Annotated in this window: 13 protein-coding genes; 10 read left to right on the top strand and 3 right to left on the bottom strand. The window is 42.3% G+C overall.

Annotated elements, in window-relative coordinates:
* Positions 1 to 58 precede the first annotated feature (58 nt).
* Positions 59 to 1,264, bottom strand: coding sequence for a DUF418 domain-containing protein (locus tag BA79_RS04870; protein ID WP_035701298.1), 1,206 nt, complete (start codon positions 1,262 to 1,264; stop codon positions 59 to 61).
* A 237-nt stretch (positions 1,265 to 1,501) separates the two neighbouring features.
* Here BA79_RS04870 and BA79_RS04865 point away from each other — a divergent pair, with 237 nt between their 5' ends.
* From BA79_RS04865 to BA79_RS04850, 4 genes are all read left to right on the top strand, one after another.
* Positions 1,502 to 2,197 (top strand): response regulator transcription factor, encoded by a 696-nt coding sequence (locus tag BA79_RS04865; protein ID WP_035701293.1) that lies wholly within the window; start codon positions 1,502 to 1,504, stop codon positions 2,195 to 2,197.
* Complete coding sequence (locus BA79_RS04860) at positions 2,184 to 3,491, top strand: HAMP domain-containing sensor histidine kinase (protein WP_035701290.1); 1,308 nt, start codon at positions 2,184 to 2,186, stop codon at positions 3,489 to 3,491. The genes BA79_RS04865 and BA79_RS04860 overlap by 14 nt, the downstream gene beginning before the upstream one ends.
* A 38-nt stretch (positions 3,492 to 3,529) precedes the next feature.
* Positions 3,530 to 3,958 carry a phosphate-starvation-inducible protein PsiE gene (psiE, locus tag BA79_RS04855; protein WP_008346998.1) on the top strand — a complete coding sequence of 143 codons (429 nt, stop codon included), beginning with the start codon at positions 3,530 to 3,532 and terminating at the stop codon, positions 3,956 to 3,958.
* A gap of 489 nt (positions 3,959 to 4,447) precedes the next feature.
* Positions 4,448 to 5,347, top strand: coding sequence for an alpha/beta hydrolase (locus BA79_RS04850; protein ID WP_035701288.1), 900 nt, complete (start codon positions 4,448 to 4,450; stop codon positions 5,345 to 5,347).
* Positions 5,348 to 5,439: 92 nt separating this feature from the next.
* Here BA79_RS04850 and BA79_RS04845 read toward each other — a convergent pair whose 3' ends face one another.
* A complete protein-coding gene (locus BA79_RS04845) occupies positions 5,440 to 5,745 on the bottom strand; it encodes an LCI fold-containing protein (protein WP_035701287.1) in 306 nt (101 codons plus the stop codon).
* A gap of 244 nt (positions 5,746 to 5,989) precedes the next feature.
* Between BA79_RS04845 and BA79_RS04840 the strand changes: the two genes are divergently transcribed.
* The 4 genes from BA79_RS04840 to BA79_RS04825 all read left to right on the top strand — a co-directional run bounded on the left by BA79_RS04840 (position 5,990) and on the right by BA79_RS04825 (position 9,825).
* Positions 5,990 to 6,943 carry an ABC transporter substrate-binding protein gene (locus BA79_RS04840; protein WP_007500381.1) on the top strand — a complete coding sequence of 318 codons (954 nt, stop codon included), beginning with the start codon at positions 5,990 to 5,992 and terminating at the stop codon, positions 6,941 to 6,943.
* Positions 6,944 to 7,013: 70 nt separating this feature from the next.
* Positions 7,014 to 8,030: a FecCD family ABC transporter permease gene (locus BA79_RS04835; protein WP_007500383.1), complete on the top strand. Its 1,017-nt coding sequence runs from the start codon at positions 7,014 to 7,016 to the stop codon at positions 8,028 to 8,030.
* Positions 8,023 to 9,060: a FecCD family ABC transporter permease gene (locus BA79_RS04830; RefSeq protein ID WP_035701284.1), complete on the top strand. Its 1,038-nt coding sequence runs from the start codon at positions 8,023 to 8,025 to the stop codon at positions 9,058 to 9,060. Before BA79_RS04835 ends, BA79_RS04830 begins: the two co-directional genes overlap by 8 nt.
* Before the next feature lie 21 nt (positions 9,061 to 9,081).
* Positions 9,082 to 9,825, top strand: coding sequence for an IucA/IucC family C-terminal-domain containing protein (locus tag BA79_RS04825; protein WP_035701281.1), 744 nt, complete (start codon positions 9,082 to 9,084; stop codon positions 9,823 to 9,825).
* A 15-nt stretch (positions 9,826 to 9,840) separates the two neighbouring features.
* Here the strand turns inward: BA79_RS04825 and BA79_RS04820 are convergent, their stop codons facing one another.
* Complete coding sequence (locus tag BA79_RS04820; protein ID WP_035701278.1) at positions 9,841 to 10,719, bottom strand: endonuclease I family protein; 879 nt, start codon at positions 10,717 to 10,719, stop codon at positions 9,841 to 9,843.
* A gap of 173 nt (positions 10,720 to 10,892) precedes the next feature.
* Between BA79_RS04820 and BA79_RS04815 the strand changes: the two genes are divergently transcribed.
* Positions 10,893 to 12,128: a pyridoxal-phosphate-dependent aminotransferase family protein gene (locus tag BA79_RS04815; protein ID WP_026050143.1), complete on the top strand. Its 1,236-nt coding sequence runs from the start codon at positions 10,893 to 10,895 to the stop codon at positions 12,126 to 12,128.
* 163 nt (positions 12,129 to 12,291) lie between these two features.
* Complete coding sequence (locus BA79_RS04810) at positions 12,292 to 13,485, top strand: MFS transporter (protein WP_035389313.1); 1,194 nt, start codon at positions 12,292 to 12,294, stop codon at positions 13,483 to 13,485.
* The last annotated feature ends 26 nt before the right edge of the window (positions 13,486 to 13,511 follow it).

Below are 13,511 nucleotides of genomic sequence, written 5' to 3'. Positions count from 1 at the left end.
TCACAAAAAACTTAACACATTAAAAAAAGGCGAACTGTCGTAATTCGCCTTTTTTCTATTACTTCGCCGCCTGAAATGTATTTGTTTTCGATTTGTCATTGACCTTTCCATACGTCAGCTGACGCCAGATAAATTCCATCGGTCCAGACTTAAATCGCTTTAACCATAACGTACTGAAAAGGACAAGGAAGGCATACACGCCAATGCCAATGAAGAACGTACCAGCGGGTTGAAGATGATCTGCAAGTGCGGCTCCATATTTCAGAAACAGCACTGTTCCAATGATCGAGTGAAGCAAATAGCAGGTCAGGGACATCCGTCCGACCTTGGTAAAAACCATCAAAGCACCTCGCAGCTGAGGAACGTGCAAAAACAGCATCGCAAGTGAACTCATATAGAACATACTGCCAGTTAATCCTCCGTTTTGCTCAAGTGCAGAGACAATGTTCATCCATGGCGTATGTTCAAAAGGGGTGACCGCTGTCATAATCGTACTGCCTTGTGTGATAAGAAAAGCGATTGTACAAATCATCCAAATACGATTCCAAATCGCTTTTTTCGTCTCCATGTTTTTGAAAAACGACATTTTCACAAAATACACACCAAGTAAAAACATGAAGAACATCGAATAGACAGTGGAAAATGAGCTGGAAGCCATCGTGACCATATCGGCCCACCGGTCACCAATAGATGCTAAATAAGTCAGACTGTTGTGGCTAGTCAGCTCGAAATCAGCAAAATCCGGCTTGCCTGATGATCCTGTACTGATGGTGTTGAGCAGCATTGAGAAAAGAGGCGTGAGCAATTGAATCACAAAGAGTGTGATCAGCCAGTACAGGATGGTTTTGGCTGTGCGTTTGTAAAAGAAAAGCAATAAGAAGCCCGCGACAGCATAATAGGTCAAAATATCACCAATCCATACAAACGTGACATGCAGAAGACCAAATCCTAAGAGAATCGTTAATCTGCGAGCAAACAGCTTGTTCGGACTATCCACCTTCTGAGCAGCTCGATCCATAAAAATCATAAACCCAACCCCGAATAGAAAGGAAAATAACGTAATGAACTTTCCTGAAGCAAACCAATTCACCAAGTTGTGAAATACATCATTAGACTCCATCTCAAATCCCTTGACCGAATCCACAATCAAAAAATAGTTGACCAAAATAATTCCCATTAAGGCGAATCCTCGTACGATGTCCAAGAAATGCACCCGTTCTTTAAGACTCATTGGTTGTCCGTGTTCTACTTTGCTTACATTCATATTAATGCTCCTTTTCGTGTATTGGATCTAAAGATAGATCCTTCAATGAATCAATATACAGGCCAATTCTTAATCATTTATGAAGATCCAATTTTTTGAAAATAAATGTGACAACTTGATGGCAATTGATCATATTCATAAACACTTAAGATTTATGGTGTATCTTTTCACATAGCTAGATGATATATAGTAATAACATATAAGAATGAACATCATGAAGGATGAGGTGATTGAGACATGACCCATCGAATATTAGTTGTAGAGGATGATCAGGAGATCGGTGATCTTTTGCAGGAATCCCTGACACGTACAGGGTATGAGGTGTTGAGAGCCATGAATGGCAAGCAGGCATTGTATGCTGTAGATGATTCGCTTGATTTGGTGATTTTGGATGTTATGATGCCAGGTATCTCCGGTATAGAAACGTGCCAGCAAATAAGAGCCTCCTCAAACGTTCCCATTTTATTTCTGACAGCCAGATCAAGTACATTGGATAAAACAGAAGGATTACTCGCTGGCGGAGATGATTATATGACAAAACCTTTTTCAGAAGAGGAGCTTCACGCTAGGGTCATGGCGCAATTGCGCAGATATACCATCTATCAGGAAAAAAAGGAACAGGAAGAAACCTATTTAGTTGGCGGTAGCCTGAGGGTGAGTGAGGAATTTAATGAAGTGTGGAAAAGTGGGCAGCAAATCAAGTTATCTGATTTAGAATATCGGATATTAAAACTGCTCATGAACAAACGAAACAAAATATTTTCTGCTCAAAATATTTATGAAAGCGTGTGGGGCCAGCCTTATTTTTATTGTTCAAACAATACGGTCATGGTGCATATCCGAAAGCTGCGTGCGAAAATTGAAGATGACCCGGCTCGTCCCGTGTATATCAAAACAGAATGGGGGAGAGGATACCGGTTTGGCACATCGTAAATATACGCTGACCAAAAAGCTGTCACTGCTCATTTTGGTCGCTGCTATCGTAAGTGGTGTTGTCTTTTTGACACTGCAAAAGATCACCGATCACCTGATTGAAGGATATTTAAGTTCGGATGAGTACTATAAGGAAGAATCCGCTAGATACATTCAAACATTTAGCCGCTATGTTTCAGAACATGAGCTGACTTCAACGGATCGAAAAGCATTCGGTGAGTGGGTGAAAAAAGAAGATTATATTAATCTCACTGTTTACAAGGATGAAGTGCTTCAATATGACTCGATTTACTCTGCCGCTGACGAATTGGCCTATGGGAAAGAAAAGGTGACCGACTACGCAAAGCGTCATTCTTACCCGGTTCAATTTAGCGACGGAGAAGGTAGGGTTATGGTAGACGGATTTTACTCCTCTCGATATCACGATCTCGCCTTTACACTAGAACTGCTTGGTGCAACACTCATTTTTCTCCTGATTGTGCTTGTTGGCATTCGCCGAAGTCTGCGGTACTTGCAAACGATCCGTGAAGAGATTCATATTCTTGAAGGCGGTGAGCTCGATTATGAGATGACAGTGAAGGGGCATGATGAATTGGCCATGATTGCAAAGAGCATTGAGGATTTAAGAACAGCCTTTTTGGACAAGCTTCAGGCTATTGATGATCTGCAGGAAGAGAGCCGCAGCTTGGTGACCGAAATGTCGCATGATATGAGGACCCCGCTGACATCACTCATCATGAATCTGGAATTTGCGAAAAAAGAGGAGGCTCTAGCGGATACCCGCAAGGAGAAGTATATAGCGAGTGCGTATGGAAAAGCCCTGCAATTAAAGAATCTGTCTGACAATCTATTTGCCTATTTCCTGCTAGATAAAGAGCACGAGTCAGAGCTTGAAACCGTTGCAGTGAAAGAAGTGATTTATGATCTTCTATCAGATCAGGTCGCCCTGCTGCATCAGGAGAATTTCACGGTCCATATTGTAGGCGAAATGCCGGATAGCTATATTAATGTGAATGTCGAGGAGCTTGGCAGAGTATTTGATAATGTGATGTCTAACTTACGTAAATACGCAGATCCTGAAAAGGACATTCAGATCACTTTTTTATCCGACCAAGATGTCTTTGAAATCCATGTGAGCAATGCGATAAAAAAGACAGACATCATACCGGAAAGCAATGGACTCGGGGAACGAAGCATCAAGCGGATGATGTCCCGAATGCATGGACAGTTTGAAAGTGTAGAAAAGAACGATACCTACTACATCGTGCTGCGATTTTGGAATACCAAAATGTAGAGAGCAAAAACAACATCATGGAATGGGGAAACAATCTGATGAAACGATTCAACAATTTCCAAAAGGTACCTGATCTTCTGCAAGCCCTTCTGAATATCTGCCTGTTCTTTCTAGCGATTGCGCTAAGCGTACTCTTAATTAGTGAAACATGGTACATCGTGCAATTCGTCTATAAAACATTGTTTAACAAAGGAGAAAGCTATTATGGAATGCTTGGCGAGCTGCTGATCTTCTTTATGTATTTTGAATTTATCGCCTTAATTATTAAATACTTTAAATCCAACTTTCATTTTCCGCTTCGCTATTTTATTTATATAGGGATCACAGCGGTCATCCGTTTGATTATCATTGATCATGAACAGGCCGTATCGACATTCTGGTGGGCACTGGCCATTCTTGCGATGACCTGTGCACTCTTTATAGCGAGCAAAAGAGATACTGCTCATGAGCATGAGGAAGTGAAGTGAGGAAGAAGAAGGACGAGTGGTCAACACTCGTCTCAGCATGTAGACAAACCCTCGCATTCGGTGTCAGTCCTGCGCTCCGGTGCTCACGAATGTCAAATTCGCTCTGCTCCGGTGCTCGTCCTTCCTAGACTGCAAAGGTTTTCTATCACGCTGAGAAGAAGACAAAGGGCTAAAATCAAGTTCATTTTAGCCCTTTGTCAACAATCTGGGACGAGTGGTCAACACTCGTCTTTTTTGTGTTTAAATGAACAGTTTTTGAATATGTGTTGATTAATGAACAATGATTGAAAGATTGACAATTGATGATGATGTATCTAGAAAATATAATATAAATAGACATGTGTTCATAAATGAATAGATGTATAGAAAAAGTATTCTGTCCAAAGCAGTTAACGGATTCACAAGTTCTTATGTTATGCTTTAGAAAAAGAGAAACCATTCTTTTCCTAGACATTGATTGTCATCATTCTATCTATTGGGGTCGATCGTATGCGAAGTATTCAAAGTTTATTTGTTGAATGGTTACTTGTACTTACAAAGAAGAAACTAAATGTTGAGGGGTATTTAGAAGAACGAAGAATGGCGAATCAATTACCTTATGTGCTGCCTGAGAAGTTGAAAAAGAAATATCACATCACCAAAAGCAGCACGTTTTCAGTCGATACGTACATGTTGAAATCAGATGTGCAGCCAGATGATCATCAGGTGCTATTTTTACATGGAGGAGGCTATATTGAGCAGCCGCTCGTATGGCATTGGCGTTTCTTGGATCGATTGACGAAGCAATTAAATAGTACGGTGTATGTGCCAGTTTATCCAAAAGCACCGAATCATCAGTATATGGATGCAATCGAGAGTGTTCTCCCAGTTTACCAAGCTCTTTTAGAAAAAGGAACACCAGAAAAAATCGTCATCATGGGTGATTCTGCTGGCGGCGGTTTATCGCTCGCCTTTGCTCAATACTTAGCAAAAAAAGGTCTCCCGCAGCCTGGAAACATGATTCTATTATCACCATGGCTTGATGTGACATTAAGTCATCCTGATATCGCTAAAATGGTTCCAAAAGAGCCAATGCTCAACCTAGATTTACTGATCGAATCGGGCAAAGCCTATGCAGGTAATACAGATGAAACACATCATTTGATCAGCCCGATCTATGGAGAAATCAAATCGTTAGGACGAATTTCTGTTTTTATTGGCACTCATGAATTCTTTCTCCCAGATGCCCGGAAATTCAAAGAGATGGCAGACAAGCAGGGTGTTCCCATCAACTATTTCGAATACCCAAAAATGAATCACGTCTTTCCTGTCTTTCCTATTCCCGAAGCGAACCAAGCGTTAAAACAAATTGTCGCTATTATTGAGAGTAAGACGTTCCCTTTACAGTGATATCGACTCACTGTGAATGTAACAAAACACCGATAAAAGAAACGTTGCTAAAGATCACAACATTCTCTTATCGGTGTTTTTTACTTTATCGATTATACAGCACCCTCATAATAAGCATAGAGTCCAGAGCTTCCTTTAAAATACCATTTCATTCCGTATGCTGTGAAAGAGTTGGCAAAAATAGCTGTGTCAGAGTACATACATAAGAAAGGTTTGTTTGACTTTTGGAATTTCCTTAAGATCTCTTCAGGACAAGATGTGATAGTTGCACTTGTACGAGCAACGAGATCTGTACTGTCTGCTTGTGAAGATGAAGTAGCGCTAGCTGCTGGAACATACGAAGAAAGAAGTAACCCAAAAGAAAGAGCGACACCAGTCATAGTTTTTTTCCATTTCATTAAGATCATTCCCTTTCCAAAATCTGTATTTACTTACAACTTCATTATAGGAAAATAGATGTCATCAAAAAAGAGACGAAAGAATTATATTTTCCGTAATATTCCATTTTGTGATTGGGAGATTATTATCTGTTATTTTTATATTTTACATTGACACCATCTTTTTCTATGATAAAATCAAATTGTGATAATGAGAATCGTTATCAAACGATATGACTACATATAGAATGGATAGGTGAGGTACATGTTCAAAAAATCTTTTTGGTCGCTATTAGTTGTGCTCTCCATCGTATTACTTGCGGCTTGTGGCAGTAATAGCAGTGAAGGCAAGTCAGATAGTAATGAGAAAACAAGAACCGTTGAAAGCGCTATCGGTTCAACTGAAATTAAAGGATCGCCTAAACGTGTGGTGACGTTGTATCAAGGAGCAACTGATGCAGCCGTCGCTATGGGCATTAAACCAGTGGGTGTTGTAGAATCTTGGCTTGAAGCACCTACATATAAATATTTAAGAGATGATTTAAAGGGTGTCAAAATTGTTGGGCAGGAAACACAACCAAACTTAGAAGAAATTGAAAAGCTGAAGCCAGATTTGATCATTGCATCAAAAATCCGTCACGAGCAAATTTTTGATCAGCTGAAAGAAATCGCTCCAACTGTTGCAACAGAAACAGTGTTCACTTTTAAAGACACAGTGAATTTAATGGGTGAAGCGTTAAACAAGCAAGACAAATCAAAAGAATTGCTGACGAAGTGGGATGACCGTGTCGCTGACTTCAAAGAAAAAGCAAAGAAAGACATTAAAAACTGGCCAATGAGTGTGTCTGTGGTGAACTTCCGTGCAGATCATGCAAGAATCTATCAAACTGGGTTTGCAGGTTCAATTTTAACAGAGCTAGGCTTTGAAGGTCCTAAAAATGTCAAAGATAAAAAGCAAGATATCATTACACTTACAGACAAAGAGAGCATTCCACAAATGGATGCAGATGTGATCTATTACTTCATGGATGATCAGGATAAAGCAGTTGAAAAAGCATATAAAGAGTGGACAAGTCATCCTTTATGGAAGCAGCTTGACGCAGTGAAAGCGAAACAAGTGCATAAAGTCGATGAAATCACTTGGAACATGGCTGGCGGTATCACCGCTGCAAACATGATGCTTGATGATATTTATGATCGTCTAGGGCTTGATAAATAAGTGTAGCAGAGGAGAAAATGTGAAAAACCATTTTCTCCTTTTTCCATAACAGATTGAAAGCGGGAATCAGATGAGAAGTTTATTAAAAAAGGATTCGAGCAAGGCACTGCTATTTGCTGGATTCATCGTATTGATGTTGGTCTTTTTTATGCTCAGTATTTCTCTTGGGCAAACCTCAATTTCCCTCAAAGCCACCATCCATGCGTTTCTTCAGTTTGATGAGTCAGATCCAAACAGTGTCATTGTCATGACATCCAGATTATCAAGAGCTTTAATTGCGACGGTTGTTGGATCAAGTCTAGCGATTTCAGGTGCACTCATGCAGGCATTGACGAGGAATCCGCTGGCTGCACCAGATCTTTTAGGTATTAATGCAGGTGGACTCTTTTTTATTGTGATTTCGATTGTTTTCTTTTCTACCGAGTCGTTAACAGGTTATATGTGGACGGCCTTTTTAGGCGCTGCCATTGCAGGTATGCTCGTCTTTCTTCTAGGCTCCATTGGAAGAGACGGACTGACACCGGTCAAAATTGTACTCGCAGGTGCTGCGATATCTGCTCTGTTTGCGTCCTTTACTCAAGGACTTTTAATCGTCAATGAACAGTCCATTCAAAGCATCCTGTTCTGGATGGCTGGTTCAGTGTCAGGAAGAAGTATAGATATGCTGCTGCCTGTGCTGCCTTATATTCTAGGGGCGACTGTGGTGGCGCTGCTTCTTGGCCGCTCGATCAATGTCCTTTTATCGGGTGATGATATTGCGAAAGGGCTTGGCCAGCGTACGCTTCTTTTGAAGATGACGATGGGGGTACTTGTTGTCTTTTTAGCAGGTGGTTCCGTCGCTGTCGCAGGATCCATTGGATTTGTTGGTTTTCTTGTGCCGCATATTGTGAAAAAGCTTGTTGGACCTGACCACCGCTGGGTACTGCCGTATTGTGCCGTTGTAGGGGCGTCGCTTTTACTTGTCGCAGATCTTGCCGCTCGTTTTCTGATCATGCCGCAGGAAGTACCGATTGGTGTCATGACGGCGGTAGCTGGAGCGCCTCTATTTGTTTATCTCGTGCGCAAGGGGTTGAAGACAGGTGGCTAAAACATATACAGTGCGTTCAAAGGGCGGGCGCATTTCATTTCAATTTTCAAAGCGGACGTTTTTGATTTTACTATTATTGACAGGTATTGCCTTTGGTTTATTTATTCTGAGCCTTTGTATGGGCAGCCGGTTTATTCCGCCTACGGATGTGCTGCTGCATATCTTCGGACAAGGCGAGGGAAATACGTTTGTATTAAATACGTTGAGGATTCCAAGGACCCTGCTTGCGGTTTTAGTGGGAGCGGCACTTGCGGTATCGGGGCTTATTTTACAAGGTCTCATTCGAAATCCGCTTGCATCGCCTGACATCATAGGAATTACGAGCGGTGCGTCGTTTGGCGCCATTATGTTCATCGTCTTTTGGATGGGCACTGTGCCTATTGCTTATCAGTCGTTGTGGGCCATTGCAGGCGCTTTTGCGGTATCATGCCTGATTTATATGCTTTCATGGAAAAAAGGCGTCAAGCCGATCACGCTCGTCTTGATGGGGATTGGGATTTCCGCCATTATGAAGGCGTGTGTGACGTTTACTCTTGTGCTCAGCGATACGATGACCACGACCAAGTCATACATCTGGCTGACGGGTAGTTTATATGGTTCTACAATGAAGGACGTCACCGCAATGCTTCCTTGGGTATTGATGATTTTACCGATTGTCATGGTGCTGGCAAGAACGATGAATGTGAAGGAGCTTGGAGATGATCTTGCAACAGGTCTCGGAGTCAAGGTTCAGGCGAAGCGGTTATTCTTTCTGCTGATGAGTGTGACATTAGCCGGTATTGCCGTTGCATTCGCAGGTGGTATTGAATTTGTTGGACTGATGGCGCCGCATGTGGCAAGGATGATCATCGGTCGTTCCTTTATTGCGCTTGTTCCAGCATCTGCGCTTGTTGGAAGTATTCTCGTGATGCTGGCAGACTTAGTTGCGAGAACGGCTTTTCTTCCGTTAGATGTTCCGGCAGGTGTGTTTACGGCGGCAATTGGTGCACCGTTCTTTATTTATTTGTTATATCAACAGCGAAATCGCTAAACGAAAGATGGGGGTTTTGATATGAGGCCAGAGTGGGTTGAGAGAGAATTACTTGATTTCGGGGTACACATCACAAATGGACCAATGACATCTGATCGCACACTTGCTGCGCTTGTTTCAGAAGCATCTATCAGACGTTTATTAGAAGCTGAAAAGGAAGCGATGCATGCCCCGAATATAGCAGTGGCGGCATCCATGTTTTCAAAGCGCTATGCCTATTTAGCTGTTAGTTCTACTTTGTACTTGATGACGATGTATGATGCTGTCTATCGGTTTTCACCAGAGGCGTGTGTCTTTAGAGAAGATCGTAAAATTGAGCTAGATGAAACGCTCTGTTCATTTGTTCAGTCAGAAGGAGATCGTCATGAGTGGAGAGAGCAGGTCGTCCGCATGCTATTTACGCAGTGTGTCACACCTCTTTTAGATGTATTGAAACGTACTTCAAGACTTCCGTATTCAATTTTATGGGAAAATGTAGCGGTACGTATCAATTCTCTTTACCGTAGCATGATGCGAGAAACGGAAGAGCCTAAAATGAAAGAGCGCGTACGGGAGGATTATTTGTTTCTGAAGAAGGCATCGGGTGATCTTTTCGGAGCGAAGCAAAATCCTTTTCAGCACAGCTTAAATTTAGATGAAAGTTTGCTAGACACATCAAATCGAAAGACTTGCTGTATGTATTATAAGCTTGAGAAGAAATCGGAAAGTCTTGATTATTGTCTCGTCTGTCCGCTTGAAAAAAAGAAAGGCACTGCTTGTTCATAGCAGTGCCTCTCTTTTTTATTCCCAAATATCGCTTACCCATTCAGGGTGATCAATAAAAGGATTGCGATTGTGCTGGTACGTTTGATAGATGATTTCGTTACGATTCCGTTCGATTTGATCGACTGGATCTTGCTTGTGCCATTTCAATAGGACAGACATTTTGCCGTGAAGAGGGGCGCTTCCATTATTCACTTTGTTGTTCAATTCTAAATCTGGGAAATGATCATCACCTTCATATCGGACGGCCATATAAAAGAGCATTCTTGCTACATCTCCTTTCACCCGGCTATGAGGTTCAAATGAGTCGCTGTCGTAGAAGTTGCCCGGCGCTCCCTTGTATTCATTTCCGCCTATATCAAAATCTAAATTTCCTCGTGTGCTATTCGTTTGTACGTCTGTTGCCCGAAGGTGGTGGAGATCTGTACCAGGTCCCTGGCTCGTCCCAAAATTGCCGTGAGATTTAGCCCACACATGCTCCCGGTTCCACTGTCCCACGTTTCCTCCATTTGCTTGCTTTGACCTGGAGATACCGCTATAGAGCAAAAGCACATTGCTTGGATTTTTTGGGTCTTCATCCGTTTTCTTTAATGCGTCCCAAACCTGGCTGTAGGATAGCTGCGTATGATCATCAATAATATCGTGTAATGCTTTCTTAAGAGCAGGCCCAGATTTGCCAGCAGCAGATTGGTAATAGGAATCAATTTGACTTGAAGCGGTTGTTTTCGCATGTTGAGCAGATGTTTCGGTTTGTAGCTGTAACGGGGAAAAGGTGATGGTTTGACTCGGTTCATTCAGAGTAAAGCCTTGAGCATTTGCAGCGGGAGGCAGCGGAGCGGCAAATGTACCGAAAATCATGATTCCGGCGGCCACAGTTCCAAATAAAGATCTTTTCATTCTATTTCCTCCTTCATAGGGAATGTATACTCTTTAGTTCTATCATATTGCCATAAAGAAATAAATGGATTTATCGTAAATTTTATGTAATCAATTCGTAAGAAAAGAGATTGCTATTTTATCAGCATTGCTGTATAAGTGGGCATATAAGGATGGACACAGCAAGGGAGAGGATGGATAACGTGAAAGAACTACACACACCTACTAGAACCATTATGACACCAGGACCTGTCGAAGTAGATCCGAGAGTCCTTCGGGTGATGAGTACACCAATTCTTGGTCAATTTGATCCTGCATTTACAGAGATCATGAATGAAACGATGACCTTATTACGATCACTTTTTCAAACAGAAAATGAATGGGCTTATCCAATTGATGGGACGTCCCGCTCAGGACTTGAAGCTGTGCTTGCCAGTGTGATCGAGCCCGGAGATGTGATGCTCGTTCCGGTCTTTGGACGCTTCGGTCATTTGCTGATTGAAATTGGACAGCGCTATGGTGCTGAGGTACATACAATGGAATGTGAATGGGGAACGGTTTTTAAGCAAGACGACATCATCGCAGAGATGCATCAAGTCAAGCCGAAAATTGTTGCGATGGTTCATGGTGAAACATCTACCGGAAGATTACAGCCGCTTGAGAAAATTGGTGAAGCATGCCGAGCGCTTGATGCGCTTTTTATTGTAGACGCTGTGGCGACAATTGGGGGTGTCGAGGTCAAGGTAGACGAATGGAAAATTGATGCGGCAATTGGGGGCTCGCAGAAATGCTTGTCTGTTCCATCAGGGATGTCACCGATCACATATAATGACCGGGTGGCAGACGTCGTACAATCGAGAAAGAAAGTAGAAAAAGGGATTGCAACACAGGACGAACTGCAGAAACAGGTAGACATTTCTCCAATCAAAAGCAATTACTTTGATCTAAGCCAGCTGCAAGATTATTGGAGCCCGAGGCGGTTAAATCATCATACAGAAGCGACGACGATGCTTTATGCACTGAGAGAAGGGGTTCGTCTTGTGCTGGAAGAAGGCTTGGAGGAACGTTTTCAGCGCCACTTGTTTCATGAAAAGGCTTTAATGGCAGGACTTGAAGCGATGGGGCTTGAATTATTTGGTGATCCAGACTGCAAAATGCCAGTCGTGACGTGTATCGTCATTCCAAGTGATATCGACGGAGAAGCGGTCCGGGCTGATCTTCTTCATCATTTTGGAATTGAAATTGCGAGTTCATTTGGGCCGCTTGCAGGACGGATATGGAGAATTGGCTCAATGGGTTATAGCTGCCGAAAGGAAAATATTCTATTTGTTTTAGCAGGCCTTGAAGCCATCTTGATGAAATACGGCGCAGCTATCAATTGTGGTGCCGGGTTACAGGCGGCTCTCTCCATCTATGAACAAGCTGAATAAAAAAGGGATACTCAAAATACTCGCCACCAGCGGGTATTTTTTATTTGGGAAAAAACGCTGTTTTTTGAAAAACTAGACTTATAGAGAGTGATATCGCTATACTGAAGAAGTTCTTATCATTTTTGTCATCATTTTCATTTATTTTGAAGAAAGAGGTTTTGATATGAAAAAAATGGGCAGATTGTACATTTTGATGCTCAATATTTTTATCGCCATGCTTGGATTTGGTCTGATCGTTCCTGTCATGCCAAGTTATATTGAAGCCTTTGGTGCAACTGGGAAAACACTTGGTTTCCTCGTTGCTGCAACTGGCCTCACACAATTTGCCTTATCACCCGTCGCTGGAGCGCTGACTGATCGATTTGGACGCAGAAAATTGATTATTGCCGGGATTGCCGGCTTTACGATTGCCCAGTTTATTTTTGCATTTGCGGATCAGCTTTGGATGCTGTTTGTGTCTCGATTTTTAGGCGGAGCTGCTGGTGCGCTGCTGATGCCCGCCATGTTTGCCTACATTGCTGATATCACAAGTGAAAAGGACCGAGGGAAAGGGATGGGTCTTTTTAGTGCTGCAATGACACTTGGTTTTGTCATTGGACCGGGTGTGGGCGGTTATTTGGTTGAGTTTGGAATTGCTTTTCCTTTCCTCATCGCTGGTTCTTTTGCAGCCCTGTCGACGTTGTTGTCTTTCTTGTTCTTACCTGAAACCTTAACAAAGGAAAAGCAGGAAGAAGCACGATTGAATAAAGAGCTTCATTTCAATCCTTTTACGCAGATGATTCAGGCTTTAAAAACACCATACGGTTTTTTGTTTATCTTGGCCTTTGTTTTGAATTTCGGAATCATTCATTTTGAATCGATTTTTGGCTTATATGTGGACCAAAAACATGGCTTTACACCGAAGGATATTGCATTTGTCATTACGGTAGCTGGACTTGCGGGTGTCATCGTTCAAGGTGCTTTAGTAAATACCTTTGTGAAACGATTTGGCGAAATGCGAGTCGTCCGTTATGCCCTTTTAGCTGCGGCGTTTATGCTGATTGCCTGCCGCTTTGCCCCTTCCTTTTGGCTCATTTTTACGGGCTCCATTTTATTTTTATCGGCCACCTCGTTTGTTCGCCCAGCCCTCAATACATTACTTTCTAAAATGGCAGGGAATCAGCAGGGGGTAGCAGGCGGCCTCAATACCTCCTTTATGAGCCTTGCGAATATCGTCGGGCCAAGTCTTGCGGGTATTTTATTTGATGTGAATATTGAGCTGCCATTTATGTTTGGAACGCTGGTACTTTGTATGAGTTTCATTGCTTCTATTTTATGGGCGAAAAAAGCGCAGCAACATTCCCATGCCGTATCGTAAAGACAGCATAGAAAAAACCGATCAGC

It is taken from the genome of Bacillus altitudinis 41KF2b (assembly GCF_000691145.1).
GTDB lineage: Bacteria > Bacillota > Bacilli > Bacillales > Bacillaceae > Bacillus > Bacillus altitudinis.
This window is presented reverse-complemented; position numbering and strand designations above follow the sequence as displayed.

Excerpts from the sequence above, each read along its gene's own strand:
- BA79_RS04870 (WP_035701298.1), bottom strand. The coding sequence starts at position 1,264 with ATGAATGTAAGCAAAGTAGAACACGGACAACCAATGAGTCTTAAAGAA.
- BA79_RS04865 (WP_035701293.1), top strand. The coding sequence starts at position 1,502 with ATGACCCATCGAATATTAGTTGTAGAGGATGATCAGGAGATCGGTGAT.
- psiE (WP_008346998.1), top strand. The coding sequence starts at position 3,530 with ATGAAACGATTCAACAATTTCCAAAAGGTACCTGATCTTCTGCAAGCC.
- BA79_RS04850 (WP_035701288.1), top strand. The coding sequence starts at position 4,448 with ATGCGAAGTATTCAAAGTTTATTTGTTGAATGGTTACTTGTACTTACA.
- BA79_RS04845 (WP_035701287.1), bottom strand. The coding sequence starts at position 5,745 with ATGAAATGGAAAAAAACTATGACTGGTGTCGCTCTTTCTTTTGGGTTA.
- BA79_RS04840 (WP_007500381.1), top strand. The coding sequence starts at position 5,990 with ATGTTCAAAAAATCTTTTTGGTCGCTATTAGTTGTGCTCTCCATCGTA.
- BA79_RS04835 (WP_007500383.1), top strand. The coding sequence starts at position 7,014 with ATGAGAAGTTTATTAAAAAAGGATTCGAGCAAGGCACTGCTATTTGCT.
- BA79_RS04825 (WP_035701281.1), top strand. The coding sequence starts at position 9,082 with ATGAGGCCAGAGTGGGTTGAGAGAGAATTACTTGATTTCGGGGTACAC.
- BA79_RS04820 (WP_035701278.1), bottom strand. The coding sequence starts at position 10,719 with ATGAAAAGATCTTTATTTGGAACTGTGGCCGCCGGAATCATGATTTTC.
- BA79_RS04815 (WP_026050143.1), top strand. The coding sequence starts at position 10,893 with ATGGATAACGTGAAAGAACTACACACACCTACTAGAACCATTATGACA.
- BA79_RS04810 (WP_035389313.1), top strand. The coding sequence starts at position 12,292 with ATGAAAAAAATGGGCAGATTGTACATTTTGATGCTCAATATTTTTATC.